At 50.7% G+C, this 17,124-nt stretch carries 17 protein-coding genes and 1 pseudogene; 12 read left to right on the top strand and 6 right to left on the bottom strand.

Annotation, left to right across the window (positions count from 1 at the left end; all coding sequences use genetic code 11):
* Window positions 1-103 precede the first annotated feature (103 nt).
* Window positions 104-823, bottom strand: a complete 720-nt coding sequence (locus tag BAY1663_RS07865; RefSeq protein ID WP_037039244.1) for an FMN-dependent NADH-azoreductase — start codon at window positions 821-823, stop codon at window positions 104-106.
* Window positions 824-940: 117 nt separating this feature from the next.
* Here BAY1663_RS07865 and BAY1663_RS07860 point away from each other — a divergent pair, with 117 nt between their 5' ends.
* From BAY1663_RS07860 to BAY1663_RS23505, 4 genes are all read left to right on the top strand, one after another.
* Entirely contained in the window at window positions 941-1,846 is a 906-nt protein-coding gene (locus BAY1663_RS07860; protein ID WP_037039242.1) for a LysR substrate-binding domain-containing protein, read from the top strand.
* A 782-nt stretch (window positions 1,847-2,628) separates the two neighbouring features.
* Window positions 2,629-3,588, top strand: a complete 960-nt coding sequence (locus BAY1663_RS23515) for a cysteine synthase family protein (protein WP_128576158.1) — start codon at window positions 2,629-2,631, stop codon at window positions 3,586-3,588.
* A 15-nt stretch (window positions 3,589-3,603) separates the two neighbouring features.
* Window positions 3,604-4,188: a phosphoribosyltransferase family protein gene (locus BAY1663_RS23510; protein WP_234462123.1), complete on the top strand. Its 585-nt coding sequence runs from the start codon at window positions 3,604-3,606 to the stop codon at window positions 4,186-4,188.
* Window positions 4,172-4,822, top strand: a complete 651-nt coding sequence (locus BAY1663_RS23505) for a YggS family pyridoxal phosphate-dependent enzyme (RefSeq protein WP_164838439.1) — start codon at window positions 4,172-4,174, stop codon at window positions 4,820-4,822. Before BAY1663_RS23510 ends, BAY1663_RS23505 begins: the two co-directional genes overlap by 17 nt.
* Here BAY1663_RS23505 and BAY1663_RS25080 read toward each other — a convergent pair.
* Entirely contained in the window at window positions 4,819-5,106 is a 288-nt protein-coding gene (locus BAY1663_RS25080) for a hypothetical protein (protein ID WP_256206602.1), read from the bottom strand. The two genes, BAY1663_RS23505 and BAY1663_RS25080, sit on opposite strands and share 4 nt — an antisense overlap.
* Before the next feature lie 62 nt (window positions 5,107-5,168).
* On the opposite strand from BAY1663_RS25080, the gene BAY1663_RS23500 reads away from it, so the two are divergent.
* Together BAY1663_RS23500 and BAY1663_RS23495 are read left to right on the top strand one after the other, a co-directional pair.
* Window positions 5,169-5,858 carry a DMT family transporter gene (locus BAY1663_RS23500; protein ID WP_256206601.1) on the top strand — a complete coding sequence of 230 codons (690 nt, stop codon included), beginning with the start codon at window positions 5,169-5,171 and terminating at the stop codon, window positions 5,856-5,858.
* Window positions 5,859-6,898: 1,040 nt separating this feature from the next.
* Complete coding sequence (locus BAY1663_RS23495; protein WP_128576154.1) at window positions 6,899-7,606, top strand: autoinducer binding domain-containing protein; 708 nt, start codon at window positions 6,899-6,901, stop codon at window positions 7,604-7,606.
* Here the strand turns inward: BAY1663_RS23495 and BAY1663_RS25850 are convergent.
* Window positions 7,599-7,856, bottom strand: a complete 258-nt coding sequence (locus BAY1663_RS25850) for a hypothetical protein (RefSeq protein WP_371257593.1) — start codon at window positions 7,854-7,856, stop codon at window positions 7,599-7,601. The genes BAY1663_RS23495 and BAY1663_RS25850 overlap by 8 nt on opposite strands.
* Before the next feature lie 171 nt (window positions 7,857-8,027).
* On the opposite strand from BAY1663_RS25850, the gene BAY1663_RS07850 reads away from it, so the two are divergent.
* Both BAY1663_RS07850 and BAY1663_RS23485 read left to right on the top strand, forming a co-directional pair.
* The gene (locus BAY1663_RS07850; protein ID WP_037039254.1) at window positions 8,028-8,636 is read left to right on the top strand and encodes an acyl-homoserine-lactone synthase; all 609 of its coding nucleotides are present in this window, start codon (window positions 8,028-8,030) and stop codon (window positions 8,634-8,636) included.
* Between the two features lie 324 nt (window positions 8,637-8,960).
* A pseudogene (locus BAY1663_RS23485) lies at window positions 8,961-9,298 on the top strand (IS5/IS1182 family transposase); the annotation flags it as partial.
* Between the two features lie 194 nt (window positions 9,299-9,492).
* On the opposite strand, the gene BAY1663_RS23480 reads toward BAY1663_RS23485, so the two are convergent.
* Together BAY1663_RS23480 and BAY1663_RS24435 are read right to left on the bottom strand one after the other, a co-directional pair.
* Window positions 9,493-10,110: a bifunctional 2-polyprenyl-6-hydroxyphenol methylase/3-demethylubiquinol 3-O-methyltransferase UbiG gene (locus tag BAY1663_RS23480; protein WP_128576152.1), complete on the bottom strand. Its 618-nt coding sequence runs from the start codon at window positions 10,108-10,110 to the stop codon at window positions 9,493-9,495.
* Between the two features lie 346 nt (window positions 10,111-10,456).
* The gene (locus tag BAY1663_RS24435) at window positions 10,457-10,615 is read right to left on the bottom strand and encodes a hypothetical protein (protein WP_164838438.1); all 159 of its coding nucleotides are present in this window, start codon (window positions 10,613-10,615) and stop codon (window positions 10,457-10,459) included.
* 204 nt (window positions 10,616-10,819) lie between these two features.
* Here BAY1663_RS24435 and dndB point away from each other — a divergent pair, with 204 nt between their 5' ends.
* The 4 genes from dndB to dndE are packed head-to-tail and all read left to right on the top strand — an operon-like array spanning window position 10,820 to window position 15,803.
* The gene (gene dndB / locus BAY1663_RS07835) at window positions 10,820-11,923 is read left to right on the top strand and encodes a DNA sulfur modification protein DndB (protein WP_164838437.1); all 1,104 of its coding nucleotides are present in this window, start codon (window positions 10,820-10,822) and stop codon (window positions 11,921-11,923) included.
* 19 nt (window positions 11,924-11,942) lie between these two features.
* Window positions 11,943-13,445 carry a DNA phosphorothioation system sulfurtransferase DndC gene (dndC, locus tag BAY1663_RS07830; protein WP_037039232.1) on the top strand — a complete coding sequence of 501 codons (1,503 nt, stop codon included), beginning with the start codon at window positions 11,943-11,945 and terminating at the stop codon, window positions 13,443-13,445.
* A gap of 2 nt (window positions 13,446-13,447) precedes the next feature.
* Complete coding sequence (gene dndD, locus BAY1663_RS07825) at window positions 13,448-15,436, top strand: DNA sulfur modification protein DndD (protein ID WP_037039230.1); 1,989 nt, start codon at window positions 13,448-13,450, stop codon at window positions 15,434-15,436.
* A gap of 31 nt (window positions 15,437-15,467) precedes the next feature.
* Window positions 15,468-15,803 carry a DNA sulfur modification protein DndE gene (gene dndE / locus BAY1663_RS25845; RefSeq protein WP_218186654.1) on the top strand — a complete coding sequence of 112 codons (336 nt, stop codon included), beginning with the start codon at window positions 15,468-15,470 and terminating at the stop codon, window positions 15,801-15,803.
* A 134-nt stretch (window positions 15,804-15,937) separates the two neighbouring features.
* Here dndE and BAY1663_RS23470 read toward each other — a convergent pair whose 3' ends face one another.
* Entirely contained in the window at window positions 15,938-17,107 is a 1,170-nt protein-coding gene (locus BAY1663_RS23470; protein WP_128576150.1) for a hypothetical protein, read from the bottom strand.
* Window positions 17,108-17,124 lie beyond the last annotated feature (17 nt).

The raw sequence follows: 17,124 nt of genomic DNA, 5'->3' as shown, positions 1-17,124 counted from the left end.
AAGGGAAGTCGGTTCCATATCGCCCCTATGAGCGGGAGGCTCCGCCCAGTCGCGGCGACCGAACGCCGCTTCGCTCGCCTCGTCCGGCCGCCATCCAGGCTCGCTAGCTCGCTTCGGCCTGGCGCTGGCTGACGCGGGGGCGTGGCGCGGCGATGGTGCTCTGCAGTTCCGCCACCAGCGCATCCACCTGACGCAGCGCCTCGGCCACCGAATTGGCCAGCAGCTCGCCCCCCACCTCCTGGCCCTCGATGGCGATCTGGTGGATGCGGGTGATGCCGATGAACCCCAGCGCGGTCGCCAGGTTCGGCTCCAGATGGTTCATATGCGCCATCGCCCCTCCGGGGCCGAAGCCTACGCCGCCCCGGGCGGTGAGGATGACCGCGTGCCGCTCCCGATCCGCCAACATGGGCACGTAGGGATCAAGCGGGTTGCTGTCGTCCAGCCCGACCGTGCGGTTCAGGCGCACCACCTGATCGATCCAGGCCTTGAGCGCCGCCGGCATGCCGAAGTTGTAGAGCGGCGTGCCGATGACCAGCACATCGGCGGCCAGCAGTTCGTCCACCAGCCTGTCGCTTTCGGCCAGGGCATCCTTCATCCAGGGTTGTTGACGCTCCTCTGGCGTGAAGGCCGACGCGATCCAGTCGTGGCTGACGAAAGAGGGCGGGTTCTGGCCGATGTCCCGGTAGGTCACGCCATCCTGCGGACGACGGGCCAACCATCGACTGATGAAGCGCTGGCTGAGGTTGCGGCTGTGGGAACCGTGTTCGTCCTTGCCGGCAAGGCCGGGGCGGGCGCTGGCATCGAGGTGCAGAAGGTGCGTCATGGCGAATCTCCTCTGTGAAAGAATTCATCTGTCATTCACGGCAGAGTCAGCCTAGGGTTAGGCTCTACAGGCGACAAACGACGATTTCTTCCGGCTACAGATGAGGAAAACTCAGCCATGGTGCACCGTTGGTTACCCTCGCTTTCCGCCTTGCGCGCCTTCGAGGCGGCCGCCCGGCACGAGAGCGCCAAACAGGCTGCGGAAGAGCTGTCCGTTACCGCCACGGCGATCAGCCACCAGATTCGCTCGCTGGAGGAGTCGCTCGGCGTGGCGCTGTTCCTGCGCAAACCGCGAAAGCTGGAATTGACCGACCCGGGGCGCGAGCTGCAACAGACGCTGGAAGCCGCCTTCGACAGCATCAGCGCCACGGTCGAACGCCTGAGCGCGAAGCCCTGCCGCCAGGCGATCACCCTCAGCACCACACCGGCCATCGCGGTGCGCTGGCTGGTGCCCTGGGTGTGCCTGCTGCGCGATTCGCATCCGGATATCGACCTGCGCTTCCACACCTCCCACGAGCCGGTGGCGCTGGATGGCGTCACGGCCGACATCGCCATCCGCTACGGCGACGGCCGCTGGCCCGGGCTGGTGGCGGAGAAGCTGTTCGATAACACCTTCGTCCCTGTCTGCAGCCCGCACCTCGGCTTGCGGGATATAGCCGAGCTGCCCAAACACCCGTTGATCCATTTCCGTGCGCAAGCCGCCTTGTCCGCGCCGATTCATTGGGCGTCGTGGCAGAAACTCGCCAACGTGCCGGGGCTGGATGTGAGTGCCGGGCTGGTCTTCTCCGACGAGACCCACGCCATCTCCGCCGCCATCGGCGCGCAGGGCGTCGCCTTGATGAGCCGTCAGTTGATTGAGGATGAACTGAGGGAAGGGCGGCTGGTGCAGCCATTCGGGCCGGAGATGGAGGGCAAGCCGTTTCATCTGGTGTACCCGGAGAGCCGTCGGGATGATCCGACGGTTCGGGCGGTGAGGGAGTGGGTGATGAAGGTGCCGGGTGGGTTGTGTGAGCTGACTGGCTAGTTCACCGCAGCGTAGGGTGGAAAACGGCGAAGCTTTTCCACGTATTTCTTCCAGATATCCTCGCTTACATCATCATTCGATGACCTCAGCTCATCCGTAACCGCACCAGTCGATCGTATAGATGCCTTGTCATAAAGCCCGATGGAAGCTGGATCGTGGCCAGTCGACTACGCGCTCGATGAGTTTCGTCCAGCGGCTGGCATGTTGTCCTAATGCAACTCAGACATCCACTGCCAAGCGCCTTTCCGGGCCTCAAGGTTGGCAAGGTGCTCAAGTCCCAGCAATCCGTATAAATGATTTAACGATCAGTGGATGCCGGAGCTGTAACAACCACGTTGCGTCAGGAGTGGCGATCCGCGCCAAGGGTTCAATACCTCCTCTATTCATCGCGAATGGCTTCAGTGAAGGATTTGTCGATTAGCTCGCGCCGGCTGCATCTGTGCTGTAGGAAAAGCTGACAAGTTAGAGCTAATGGATCATTGGCAACAAACTCTAATTTGTTCACTGCCTGCCGCTTGCTGTCATCGCTACCGCTTCGCAGTGACTTGGCTGGTATGCCAAATATCTTCAGGCTAATCGATATGCCCAAAGCACTAAGGAAATCCTATCAGATTAGGTAGGTTGCAGCAGGCCTTGAATGATGAAACATTCGAAACTCTAAGGTGAAAGGATATAAAAATATTCTAATACTTTTAATCTTGCTAGGAACTACTTGGCCTAAGTGGCTAGATCCTACCGGTAGGAGATCGCAACCGGGCAGTAAGAAAGGGGAAGGTGGAATTATGTCTAAGCAATTAGAGCTTGACCAGGTTGGCAATACGCCAATGCATCGTGTAAGCAGTATTAATTTAAATGGAAATACTGTGTTTGCAAAATGCGAGTTTATGAATCCAACGGGAAGTCATAAGGATCGGACCTTCTTGTATATGGTAAATAAATTAGAGTCTGAGGGGAAGATAAGGCCAGGGATGACTCTCGTTGACTGCTCGACCGGTAATGGTGGAGCCGCTCTTGCCTGGGTTGGAAGAAAGAAAGGATATGATGTAAAAATATTTATGCCAGAGGGTATGACTGATGAGCGTAAAGCCCAGATATACGAATATGGTGCGGAACTATTTGAGACGGAAAAATCGTTGTTCTTGAATGGGGCTGTTCAGGCTGCCCAGGATTTTGTTAGGGAAAAAGATCCAAGGGAGATTTATTTTCTGGATCAGGGTTCAAATCTTCTTAATAAGGCTGCATGGATAGAATGCGGCAATGAAATTGTCAGATACCTTGAGTCGGAGGATGTTGTTCCTGACTATTTTGTGTGCTCAATCGGAACTGGTGGCACTTTTTCGGGGGTATCGGAAGTGTTGAAGTCTCGTTTTCCTAACATAAGTACAGTAGGTATTGAGGTCGATAAGTCAGCGCCTTTGTATGCGAAGAAAAATAATATGGAGTTTACGCATACTCCACACAATATGATGGGTTTGGGGGCGGGTGTGCTTTCTAGCAATACAAATGAATCGGTTGTGGATGATATAGTGATAGTCAATGGGGAGAAATCTTGGAGTCGAATGAAACAATTTATTGTGGAAGAAAATCTAGGGATTGGACCTACCTGTGGAGCGAATTTGCTTGTTTGTGAAGAATTGTGCCGCATGCTTCAAAGTAAGGTGGTTATAACTTTATTTTTTGATTCCTCTTGGAAGTATAAAAGTCGTTGGTCTGGTGTTTATCCTGAATACTCAGTAAGTTAATTATGATACGAGGGTATGAAAATGCTTCTGAAAAGCGTATATGCGGCGGCAAGAGTTGTGAAGTCAGGGAAGCACCTAACAACTGTAAACGAATTTACGGATCAGCTTCCGGCTCTTAGGCCAACGGTTTTGTGGGAGGCTGCCTTAGCTGTAATGCAAGTCGGAGATTTAAAAGTAACTAAAATAGTTACTGAGGAAGATAAGGGTGCCCCCTTAGCAACCTTGGTTTCAGTGATGTCGAATACTCCACTTGCGATTGCGCGTTGGTACCCCTATGGTCTAGATTCTTACAATGAGGTAAAAGTTGAGTTGGAGTCGGAGTATTTCCAGGGGGTCTTATATCTGAATGGGATTGTGCCTGGGGATAAGGTTGCAATTATTGATGACACTATTAGTACCGGAGGAGCTTTGATAGCCCTTGTCAAAGCAATACGGGCTGCGGGGGCTGAGGTTAGCGAAATTATTTGTGTTGTTGAGAAGGTTGAAAATGGCGGTGTGGCCAGAGTATTAGAAGCAACCGGACTGCATGTCAAAACTGTGCTCAAGATTTTCGTAACTGAAAATGGTGTTGAGGTACTCGAAGATGCAAAGCATTCTTGAAAACTATCACTCCGTTAAAAATGAGATCCAAGCAGCATCAACATTAAAGCCTAAATGTCGCCTCGTAGTGGTGTCAAAATTTCAAGGGGCTGATAGAATACGCCTATTATTAGCTGAGGGGCATAGGGTTTTTGGGGAAAGCAGATTAGAAGAAGCGCTTGGGAAATGGCCCTCTTTATTACAGGATTTCCCCGATACTAAACTGCATTATATTGGTGCCCTGCAGTCACGAAAAATCAAAGATATCGTCCGGATGTTTGATGTTGTTCAGTCTATAGACAGAGTAGAAGCTGCTGCCCGGATAGCACGCGAAATTGTTGCGCAAGGTCGAAATTTGTCATGTTTTATTCAAGTAAATATTGGAAGGGAGCCTCAGAAGTCGGGGGTTTTTCCGGAGCATTTTGAGCGCTTGTTTCGGCAGTGTGTTGATGAGTATGCCTTAAAGATATCCGGCGTTATGTGTATTCCTCCTGCATGTGAAAAATCTGCCCCTTACTTTTCGAAAATGAAAGCCATTCAGGAGCGATTTGATCTTCCCGAGTTAAGCATGGGGATGAGTAGTGATTATCTAACGGCTATAGAATATGGTGCTACAATAGTAAGAGTGGGAGCGAAAATTCTTGGTTCACGCTAGTTGACCACAGTAGAATGCAGATTTATTCGCGGTAATTTTGATTTGCGGCTTGGAGATTTGAGGTCTGGCTTTTTGATAGTGGCTTCAGTAAGTATGAAATTATATATTTTGTAAAACATTGCTATCAATGGAAAAGAAATGCATAAGAGTGCCTCTGGATTGCCAGTGTTTGCTTGTTTTTGTTTGGCTATTTCTATGTTTATGGTTGGAGCTAATATTGCCATTGGAAAGCTGGTGATTTTAGAGCTTCCTGTTTTTCTTTTTGCGGTTTTGCGATTTTTCATTGCTAGCGTGGTATTGCTCCCTGGGATGTTTCGGTCGTCATTTCGACGGGGGCTAAATTTCTATGCGTGGCGTGGGCTTTTTATTCAATCTTTTTTCGGTTTGTTTTTTGTTTAGTATATTTATGTTGTATGGTGTGAAGTATACAACCGCAATGAGTGCAGGGGTTATAACAAGCGCTCTTCCATCCTTAATAGCTCTGTTGGCTTGGGTATGGTTGCGTGAGCGAACACACGGCCGAGGAATAGTAGCAATTATTTTTGCGGTTACTGGTATAGCTGTTTTGAACCTACAAGATGCTGCTTTCTCCGGCACAATGACTGTTCTAGGGAATGCCTTGGTGCTGGGGGCCGTTTTGGCTGAGGCAATTTTTGCTGTTTTTTCTCGACACTTATCTCTTACAGTACATCCGTGGAGTATGGCGTTTGGCGTTAATGTTGTTGGATTTATCTTGTTTATGCCTTTAGCTATTCCACAAGCAATAAGATTCAATTGGACTGGCCCATCTGCAGAGCTTTGGGGTTGGGTTGTATTTTATTCTATCACTGCAAGTGTTCTTTCATTTCTATTTTGGTATAGGGGGATTTCGCAGGTTCCGGCAAGCGTAGCTGGATTATTTACTGGCGTGATGCCTATCAGCGCAGCTTTGATAGGTTTCGGAGTGTTAAGTGAGATTTTGTCATTTGGCCAGCTTTTAGGCATGGTTCTGGTTATTTTGGCAATATTATTAGGTGCTAGCCAGAAAGCGATTTAGTAACCATGATGCCTCTCTAAGCTATTATTTTTGTGCCACCTGTGGTTGGTTTTGAAAAAATAGCCATATGTTGGCTTCCTCCTTCAGCGATTTTGGATGTGGTCAATCAATCCAGAATCCCCAAACCATCCGCGTTTCCTGGTTCATAGCCGCTACGGGTAGTCGCGGCACTCCCTTTTCGCATTCAGACGAGCTTTACCTGCGGTGGCCAGCACATGCTGGCGTACTTTGGTGTGGCCGAACTGGTGCTTGATCATCTGGGATGGGCGATCTTGGCTCTAGCTGTTTCTTGGCTTTCTCTATCGTGCGCCTTCGGTGCCCAGAGCTTGCCATGTTTCTTGTGGCTGTTGCAGATGGTTTGTGACGGTGACGATCTCATGCTCGGGATGCTTTTCGATCTTGGCATATCTGGTGCGTTTCTGGGGTACGCTTGCCTCCTTGTTCTTGAGCAGACTCGGCGTATGATCCACATAGCGTCAACGATTGCGCTCTGGCACAGCGTGGCCATTAGCGGATAAGCTGGATGATTGCGGCCATTTTTATTTCTCAGTAACGTGGCATGATCAGCACAATCAAATCTCAGGAGTCACCTGATCCCTCTTGAATCGGCTATTTCTTAGAGCGACTACTTAGGCCAATTCGTGGCTTTGAATCTATGGAGATGGCTAGTCTAAGCCATTAGTCGTATATGCACAGCGAGCTGGGGCGAGCATTCTCGACCATAGCTGTGTTGTTAGTTCTATCCGAGCAGATTTTAGGCGCGCAGGCGTTGTGTTTTGAGTGTATTCGTTAAAACTTGTGCTCAAGTATGCGGATTCATTCGGAATTGCATTCTTTGATTTCGTGTTCTCTGCGTCTAATTGGCGAGTAAAGCTTCAGAACAGGGCTGCATTTTGCAAGTGCCTTACGCGTCTATGCTAATTGAACTATGACAGCAAGCCAGCAAATGGCTCCACAGCTTTTAGTAGTATCAGCGCTAACGGCGCTATGAGATGTCTGTTGGAGCAAACATGCCCATAGACAGATGATAGCGAGCCTATATGTACGATTTTTCCGAACTCTTAACTGCCACGAGCTTGACGGAGTGGTTCTCTAAGCTTGTTCGCCTATCCGCAAGTGTCAATGCAGAGCAGGTTCTCTTCGCGCTAAAAAAGGAGAAGCTGGCTCCTAATGACAATGCGATAATTCTCAGCACCTATCCCAGTGAATGGCGTCAGAAATACGACGAAAATGGGTATGCTTCTGTCGATCCCGTAGTTCAGAAGAGTTTTGCTTCAGCTTTACCAATCCTCTGGGACCGGAGCATATATGAGACGTTTGAGCAGTTAGCATTCTATGAAGAGGCTGCGGCCTACGGTTTGATTCAAGGAATCACTTTGCCTCTGCACGGGCCGGGGGGCGAAACCGGCCTATTAAGCTTTAAATTTACTCTTTCAGACAGGATGAATTATACAAAAAACATTGAACGTTATCAGCCAATAGCCTCGTTGCTTAGAGATTACGCTATATCCAGCAGTACAGCGCTGCTCAAGCTAGATCAGAAGCAGAAGGTGAACCTAACGCGCAGAGAATACGAGGTACTAAAATGGTGTGCTGTAGGTAAAACCGCTTGGGAAACATCAATAATTTTGTCGTGTAGTGAAGCAACCATTAATTTTCATTTGAAAAATGTACGGAGGAAGTATGGTGTTGATTCCAAAGGGTTGGCGGTTGTAAGAGCAATACAGGGAGGAGATATAATTATTTGATGGTTGCTCTTCGGTTTAGGCATGGTGCGACAGTGGTTTTGTGGTTGGTAGGTGTGCGAGGGGAGTAAGTACAATATTGATAGAGATCTTCGTCGTCAATAATTCCTGCGAGATAGAGCTCTGCTAGTAGTAATACCGGTGAAGATATTTGACTGGTGCATTCAATTCGACTTGCTCCGGCTTGACTGATGCCAAATTTCATCCAGAATTCGCTTTGGCTTTGCTTTCTTAATAACCTCAGGCTTCGCATGCGCTCAATTATTAAATTGGCCCGCTTTCCCACGTTTTGCATGTACCACCTCCTGCTAAACAAGTTACTCTATCTCTCTGTACTTCAGTAAGTAAGCTATCAGGATTGATAGCTGTCCCTATTTATTCAGATTGAATAATGTGCGCCTTCATTCTACGCGAGGTGCTGGCTATGTATGTAAAGATAGGGAAGCGTACGGAGTTTACCGAAATCCAATTGCGCGAAATGTATAGCCTGAGGGCTGAGGTGTTTAAGCATAAAAAGGGGTGGGAAGTACAGGTCATTGACGGTATGGAGCTAGATGGGTACGACGCGCTTGACCCCTATTATGTAATTGCTAACAGATCAATAGATAATAGAGTCAGCGGTTGTTGGAGGATCATACCGACTGTGCGCCCCTATATGCTTGAACATACATTTCCAGAGCTTCTTTATGGGCAGTGTGCACCAAAAGCAGCGAGCATTTGGGAATTGAGTAGGTTTGCTATTATCGCCGAGCAAAACAGGTCGATGGCATTTTCGGACATAACGCTAGAAGTGATAAGAAAAGTATTTGAGTTTGGTGTTAGTCAAGGAGTCTCTGAGTTTGTGACGGTAACGGTCCCAGGGGTTGAGCGCATGCTCAGGCGTCAGGGCTTGGTTATCCGACGATATGGCCCTCCCATTCAAGTGGGAGTGGAAAGGGCTGTGGCTATCATGATTAAACTCAACAAAGTATCACTTGCCGCGGTTGGGATTGTAGATCAAGAGCAATTGCAGAATCAAGAATTGGCGGCGTAACCATGTGAATAACGACCTGCCAGGTGTGGTGGGTCGTTATTGATAAGTGCTGCAAACAATATTGTCTGCTGACGCTCTGTTTAGTTAGATAAAAATCAGGGGCGTATTGTCAGGTATAGTTGTGGAATTGGGGTTACTTTAAGGGGCTCTGAGGAAGACTTCCCGAATCTGGTGAAATAAGTCGATCCCGTTGCCAAGTATCCCGATGAAGCAAGTGGCTTTTGCCGACGTCAGGCACACAAGCAAGCGCAAGTAGACCCGCAAGAAGTTGTTCCTAATCGAGATATATCAGGTGGTGCCGTGAAAGGGGTTGGCGACCTGATGGAAAATCAGGACGACAAGCGTGACTTGGAGATGCATCAAGCCAAGAAAGGGAACCAGTATTACTTCGGCACGAAAGCCCACATTGGTGCCGACGAAGAGTCGGTCCTAGTGTACAGTGTGGTGGTGACCGCCGCCGATTCCGGTTATACCTGCGCAGAGAAGTGCCCAGGCTACCAGTTCATTCGTTCCGGGTGATCAAGCGGCAGTTCGGCTACACCACGGTGCGCTTCTGCGGATTGGCCAAGAATGACATGCAAATGGTGGCGCTGTTTGCCCTGTCGAATCTGTGGATGGCCCACTGGCATTTGCTGCCCAGCGCAGGAGAGGTGCGTCTGTAACGTGGAAATAACCGTCGTGAGATTCTCGCGGCGGCTAAAAACACATAAATGAGCGGGTGATCTGATCGTCTTTGATCGATTCTCTGTTTTCAAACCGCTGGGGCTTGAAGTCAGCCAGAAATACGTGGCTACTGTAGTCCATCCCCAAATGGCTGAATGCGACGACAAACCTAGGTTTACAGATAAGGAGTGCATTAGGGCTTTTTCGACTTTTTGAGAACTACTTTCTTCCAGCTGATCTCGCTTCTATTAAAGGAATCTTTAGTTGATCGGCCAATGTAGATGGGGTGAAGGTCATATTTTGATGAGAGTGTTAAAAGCTCTTCTAATGTTACGGTATATATCATTCGATTTTTATCTTGATTGCCGATTCTTAACGTGATGGCTAAGTGGCCATCGTCATCTAAAAGCTCTGAAATTCTTTTAATTGAACTGTCGCGTTGCTGGGGATGGATGTGCATCCAGACGGCGCTGAGAAGTATAAAACTAAAGGACGTGTTCCCTAAGGATAGCAACTGAGGGAGTGCATCCCTTTTCCATATAATCCTTTTTTCTACATCGCGCGCTTCAGCCAGGCGCAACATCTCTGTACTTGGGTCAACCGCTGTGACAGTATAACCACGTTTAGCTAAAGCTCTGGCATCTCTTCCTGAGCCGCAGCCAATGTCGAGAACTCGTACTGCTGCTTGTTTTGGCAGGAACTTTATAAAGGGCCTGTGAACGCTGGAAAAATAGATTTTATTGTAAGTCTGGAAGAAATGATCACTGTGCTGGTCGTAAATGCTCCATGGCTTACTTAGATGGTTGCTCATTTTTTATGATTTTCAATTTTTTCAGGGTGTAAGTAATTGTTGGTAGTGCCTGAGCTTTGGGGTTTGGTAGTCGTTGTTGGTGAATATACAGCTGCTAGCAGGCTGAGGATGGATGCGGCAAGGAGGAGAAATGTCCAACACCAGACAACTATGTTTTTTCCGTGTTTTCGTTTGATTTTGTTGAAGTTGTTCTGAAGGGTTATTTGTATATCGATAATTGTACGAAGGCGACAAATAATCATAATCGTCACTAAGTTGACTGTCGCAGCAAACAAGAGGGCTAACGATCTGGCTCTTTCGTCAGGGATGGATAGAGCCCCATACCAAATCCCTCCCGTAATAGCTATTACCATGCCCGGTACTTGCCAAAGCTGCTGATTGAGGCTCGTAGATGTTGGCCTGCCTCCAGAAAAGTCAGTTCCTGCTTTCTAAACTGCCATTTCTGCTTTTCCAGCGTGATGGCATTCTGGTGCTTGATAGCTTCTAGCTCGGCTTCGTTGGTCATCGTCTTCGGCCACCGTTTTCCCTCGCATGGAGTCTAACTGGAACCGATGGGTGGAGGGTACAGATGACTGGTCGGGCGCGGTAGCTGGCCCTATGCAGTGGCTTTCAGCCACAATGCGCCGCCCATCGCACAGACCTTGCTTGTACGTGTGAAACCAGACATCTGTATGTCTTGAAATACACAAACATGCTAAGGTTTCGGCCTATGGTCAGCGCCTTCTCCTATACCTTTCCGGCAATCCGCGGCGTGCAGGCGGGACGAGAATTCTACGTCTCGATGTGCCCCCTACGGCTGCTGGCGAAGCTGTTCGTGTTCGACAACGAAGAGCTCATGCCCGAGCTGCGTGCCCAGCGCTCGATCAACAAGTCTCGTGTGCCAGAGATCGCCCGTTACATTATGGCGAACCCGGACAGCTACACCTTCTCCGCCATCACGGCATCCATCGACGGCAAGGTAGCTTTCGAGCCGGTTGGAACGAGCGATACCAACAGCTTTCGTATGGGCACCCTCAAGGTCGACCTGGATGCCAGGTTCATCGTCAACGACGGTCAGCACAGACGGGCTGCCATCGAACAGGCGCTGGAGGCCAAGCCTGAGCTGGGTGACGAAACCATCGCGGTGGTGTTCTTCCATGATCGCGGCTTGCAGCGTTGCCAGCAGATGTTCGCCGACCTCAACCGGCATGCGGTCAAACCGTCTCCCTCGCTGGGGGTTCTGTATGACCACCGTAGCGCGGCTGCGAATGTCGCCAAGCACCTGGGGCTGACATCCAGAGTGTTCCGCAACCTGATCGAGGCCGAGCGTTCCTCTCTTTCAGCCCGGTCACGCAAGCTGTTCACATTGAGCGCTTTGCATTTCGCCATCCTGGAGATGCTGAGCGAGAAAGAGCTGGAAGATTTCACCAGCGCTTCCCAAAAGTGCCTGGACTACTGGGAAGCCGTTGGCGAGCTGATCCCCGAGTGGGTACATGTGCGCAACGGCAAGATGACGGCGGGGGAGGTTCGACAAGATTTCATCCACTCCCATGCAATCGTCCTCCAGGCGCTTGGGCGTGTTGGCAAGTACGTCTACCTGAACGGTCAGTCCGACCTGAAGCAGGCGCTGAACAAGCTCAGCGATATCGATTGGTCGCGCAAGAACATCGGTACCTGGGAAGGCAGGGCGATGACCGGCGGGCGCATGACTAAGAACAGCCAGAACGTCACCCTCACCTGCAACCAAATCAAGTGCTCCCTGGGTCTGCCCCTGACCCAGGAAGAACAGGAAATTGAAAATGCCTTTCTCGCTGCCCAGCGGGAAAGATCTTGAGTTTTAAGCGGAAGCCCACATGAGCACTCCAGCCGAGGCCATCATCGAAGAAATCCAGTCGCTGTACTGTTCCGACTCCCTACCGTGGATCGTCGGTTACAGCGGTGGCAAGGACTCGACAGCCTCTTTGCAACTGATCTGGAAAGCGGTAGCGGCCTTGCCGGCCGAGCAGCGCACCAAGGATATCCATGTCATCAGCACCGACACGCTGGTGGAAAACCCGGTGATTGCCGCCTGGGTGGTCAGCTCGCTGCGCACCATGGAATACGAGGCCCAACGCCAAGGCCTGCCGATCCGTCCGCATCGCTTGACGCCCGATCTGGAAAGCCGTTTCTGGGTGAATCTGATCGGCAAGGGCTACCCGACTCCGCGTAACCGTTTTCGCTGGTGCACGGATCGCCTGAAGATCAGTGCTTCCGAGAAATTCATCCAGGAGCTTTCCGAAGCCAACAACGAAGCGATTCTGGTGCTTGGCCAGCGCCGTGGAGAGAGCGCGGCGCGTGACAAGGTGATGGACGCCTACAGCGGCAGCTCCCGTGATCGCTTGAGCCGCAATGCCAACCCTAAGTTATCGCGGGTCTGGGTTTATCTGCCGATTGAAACCTGGACCAGTGATGACGTGTGGATGTACGTCCTCACCGAGCCGAACCCGTGGGGTGTCGATAACCAGGACCTCTTCGATATCTACAAGGGCGCGACGCCCGATGCCGAGTGCCCGGTGGTGGTCGACAAATCCACGCCTAGCTGTGGCGATAGTCGCTTTGGCTGCTATGTCTGCACCATGGTGTCGCAGGACAAGTCCATGGCCGCGATGATTCAGAACGACGAGCAAAAGTCGTGGATGCAGCCGATTCTGGATTTCCGCAACACCTACCTGACTATCAAGGACTGGGACAAGCGCGACTTCCAGCGCATGAATGGCCGGATCAAGGTCATGAACGAGCGTGATGAGCTGATTCACGGCCCTTACCTTCAGGAATATCGCGCCACCTTGCTGGAAGAGCTGCTGCGTACCCAGAAAACCGTGCGTGACGCAAAAGTGCCAGGGCATGATCAGATCGAGCTGATCCCGCTCGATGAGATGGACGCCATTCGCCGTATTTGGGTCGAGGAAAAGGGGGAAATCGAAGACTTGGTGCCACAGATTTATGAGCGCGTTTTCGGTGAGCCGTATCCAGGTAAACAGCTGGAACAACACCCGCTTGAAAATGAAGACCTCGACCTGTTGAGAGAAATAGCCGCCGGACTCGATCCAGAAGCGGCTGACCGCCTGTACCGGCTCACCCGCAATTTGCTGGCCGTGCAGTTCCAGTCCATGCAGTCGCAGAAGCGTTCGCTGCACCTGGATCGACTTGATGCCGTACTCAAGGCCAATGCCTTTCGCACCGAAGAGGAAGCCTTGGCGTTCGCGCTCAGCCACCGCGATCAGATAGCGCGTGATGAGGCGAGCCAAGAGGAAGAGATTGGCGAAGACAAAGAGCTGGAGCTGATCCCGCTGGTCGAAGAAGAAGTTGAAGAATAAGCATGGCCAAACTCACGATTAATCACATCTCCATTGAGAACCTAGGGCCATTCCGCGAACCGCAAAGCTTCGATTTCAGCGTTGCGGAAAAGCGCCCGGTCATTCTTATCAAGGCCCTTAACGGCAGCGGCAAAACAACTTTGTTGACTGCGTTGCAAATTGGCCTGTATGGCTACAAAGCCGTGAACATTGCACGGCGTTCCGAGTACGAACAACTCATTGCCGGTTTGCAGCGTCAGGATGCAACGGGCAATTCGCGTATCGAAATTATCCTTACCATCGAGCGCGGCGATGAACGCCAGGTGCTGACGATCCGCCGCGAGTGGATCGTCAAGGGCGCGTCGTTCCGTGAGGTGTTCCGCGTATACCAGCAGAGCCGTGAAGATATCGCGCTGGCAGAAGAGTGGGATGACTTCATCAACGGCATTCTGCCGGTCGAGCTGGTTCATCTGTTCCTGTTCGACGGCGAGAAGATCGAGGCGCTGGCCAATCCAGAGCGTTTGCCGCAATTGCTGCGTCGCGCTACGGAAGTCTTTCTGGGGCTTGGCGGCATCGATGCGCTGGCTACTGATCTCAAGGCAGTCGAGAGGCGCGCTGGTGGCAAGAAGTCGATATCGGGCGACATTAACGAAGTGCAAGCGCAGCTTGAACAGCACCAGACGCAACTGGATGCCATCAACGAGCGTATTGCTCTGCTGACGCAACAGCAGGGCGCAGCCCGAACCGATCTGGACAATGCCCAACGTGCCTTGCAGACCTTCTCGGTCGAAGCGCAACGTAGCGGTCTGCACGCCTATCAGCAGGCCGCAGAGCTCAAGGCACGACTGAAACTGTGCCAGGAGCGCTACGCCACAGCGAAGAGCGAGCGAGTGGCCGCACTCGAAGACCCCATATTGCCGCTGGCCTGGTTGGGGCCGCTATGGGACAACTACAAGGCCCAGTGGCAACAGGATAAACAGGCGCAGCATGCGGCCTTGCTAAGCGATGAGTTCAGCAAGCGCGATCAGCGCGTGTTGGCCTTGCTCGAAACTCAAGCGCCACAAGCCAGGCAGGCAGTGGCCGCGTTGCTTGCCCAGGATCTGCAAGCTCTGGAGGTAGCTAAGCAACATGAGCCGCTGCTGCTACCGGGCGGTGACCCTGCCGAGATAGAGCCGCGCCTGCAACAGGCCAAGGCCCGACTCAAACAGACGCAGCTGGCTGTCGAACAGGCTCAGCACGAGGTCGACAAGGCTCAGAAAGCGGTTGATCAGATTCCAGAGAAAGGGCAGCTAGCCGACGTGTTTTCGCGGATGGAGGCCTATACCCAGGCGGTATCCAGCGCAGAGCTGCAATTGAAAGAGTTGGCGCGTGGCCTGGAAGAGGCCCACACAAGCCAGAAGCATGTCGAAAGTCGTCTGAATGCTGCTCGGCAAAAACTGCGTACCGAGTCACGTGAAAGCGAGTTCCAGCTCAAGGCCTTTGAAGCCGCAGAGCGCGCCAAGAAGGCGCTGGTCGTATTCCGTGAGCGGCTGTTGGCCTCGAAGGCGCAATGGCTGTCGGAGATGATCTCCGCCGAGTTCAAGCAACTGCTGCGTAAGCGCAACCTGATTTCTCGTGTACTGATTGAGCCGCAAACCTACGCCGTATCTATTGAGGATGTAAACGGGCATAGCCTGGCCATGGAGCGCCTGTCTGCCGGTGAGCGGCAGATCCTGGCTATCGCCGTGCTCAGTGCATTGATCCGTGAGCGCAAAGGGCGCTTCCCCGTGGTGGTGGACACGCCATTGGCTCGTCTGGATCGCGCACACCGTGAGGCATTGATCCATAATTTCTTCGCCAAGGTATCGCACCAAGTGCTGGTGCTTTCCACTGACGAAGAAGTGGAAGGCAGCGTGCATACTGCTCTAGAACAGCATATGAGCCGCGAATATGCACTTACTTTTGACGACGAGCGCCGCCACAGCATCGCAAGCGTAAAAGCCCATCAGCTCCAGCTAGAAGCCGCATTATGATCGACCGAATTCGCCTGACGCTGCCGCCAAGATTCAGCTCTCCACTCTCAAGCGCAAGACGGGGATCGAACATTACAACTCGATATGTCGGCATGCGCTTTGTATTTCGCTTGCCAATCCGTCTACTCCACCAGAGGAAGACTTTAACTTTGCTAATGGTATTGAGATAGATTGGCGTACCTTCACAGGCGGGAATGAAGAGTTTTATTTGAATCTACTCCTGCTCCGTACTCGGCAGGATGAGCTGAGCACTAAAATTGACGATGTTAGGCAGGTGTGCGCGCGCCATTTGCATAGGGGGTTGTCCTATCTTGCTGGCAAGGAGGATAGCTTTATGGTTGAGGCTTTTCTTGAATTACCCAGCTAAAAGTCTGTTTCTCCTGGATTGCCTGAATTAAGACTTTGAGTAGAAGAATTATAGATATTTTGAATTCCAAGGTTGCGCCCAGTCATTGATCGGCTTGATTTAATTTTAACTGGATGGAATTGGTTTAGAAGGTTTTAAATTTGCCTAAGGTTGATGAGGAGTTTTTGGCAGGGATCTAATATGTCAGGCATATGGATATCTATGCCTTCTAGATATGTTTTAAATGAGGCGCTCCATTCTGGGCCGCCTAATTTTAAGAGTCGTGCTCGAGTGTTTTTGAATAACTGCATGGCGTTGTCTTCAAATAAATTGCTCATATAGTGAGTTTGCATAAGAAGATTGCGCCATTGATTTAATTCATCGAATGTTGATGAATATTTAGGGAGGTCGCTTATTGTATTTTTTAGGCAGCTTAAGGAATGCATTAGAGTTACAGTGTTTTTTCCTTGAGGCTCATATCCGCTTGTATATTTTCCGCCGTATTGCGCAACAGTTATTATGTTGTTTCTCACGCAGATTGAAAATAGCATCAAGTCTGCAGCTCTGTGTATAAGCAAAATAGCATGAGCTGCGTTTCCGTCAATAATCTGGCGCTCTGCTATTGCTGTTACGTATGCAGAACTTTCCAGTATTGACTTAGAAACATTGTCTGGCGTTGGCGGAGTAGCATGTAGTCTGCTTAGGCGAGAAATAAATCTATCAATCCATTGCTGTATTTTTAGTAGGCCGGGTGGAGTTTCTTCAAACTCGGTTTTGAGCTTCTTCTTGGTCTCGTTTAGCTTTCTTATAATAAAGGGCTCTCTGATCCACCAGCTCTTAAAGTCACTATTATTATTGCCGTGTGCATATGGGGAGTTTGAATCAAGGGTTTTTAAGCACTCGCAACAGAACTCCTCGATAAATTTTATCGTCCGGACAAAGTCGCGTGGTACAACCTTGGGGTTTAAATCAGCGATGTTTTGCAAAATTCTTTCGCAGCTACGGTGAATAAGGTTTGAGTCAAGCCGCTTTAGACCTACTAACAATTCAGTACAGCTAGGAAGTATTGCTGTTGCTAGTTGGTTTCTTGGGTTTGCTAAATGCGGATAGGGGGTCTCGTGGCTAAGCGTACATGATAGAACTAAGTCAGAAAATTCAAGATGTTCTTCCGCATTTCCACGCACTGAAAAAGCTTGTGGGTACCAGTCCATATTCTGAAGATTAGTTATTAGCTTTTCTTCATTTCCTTCAAGGCAGTAGACGGGAAAGAAATCCCTGTCTAGCTGCTCGCCATCTGTCCAAGGTCTAAGAGTTATCGGTGCCATTAAGTAACTCCTCGGTT

This window comes from Pseudomonas sp. BAY1663 (genome assembly GCF_000582595.1).
In the GTDB taxonomy this organism is placed as follows: Bacteria; Pseudomonadota; Gammaproteobacteria; order Pseudomonadales; family Pseudomonadaceae; genus Stutzerimonas; species Stutzerimonas stutzeri_AF.
The sequence above is the reverse complement of the archived record's forward strand: the minus strand, read 5'-3'. Positions and strand labels throughout refer to the sequence as shown.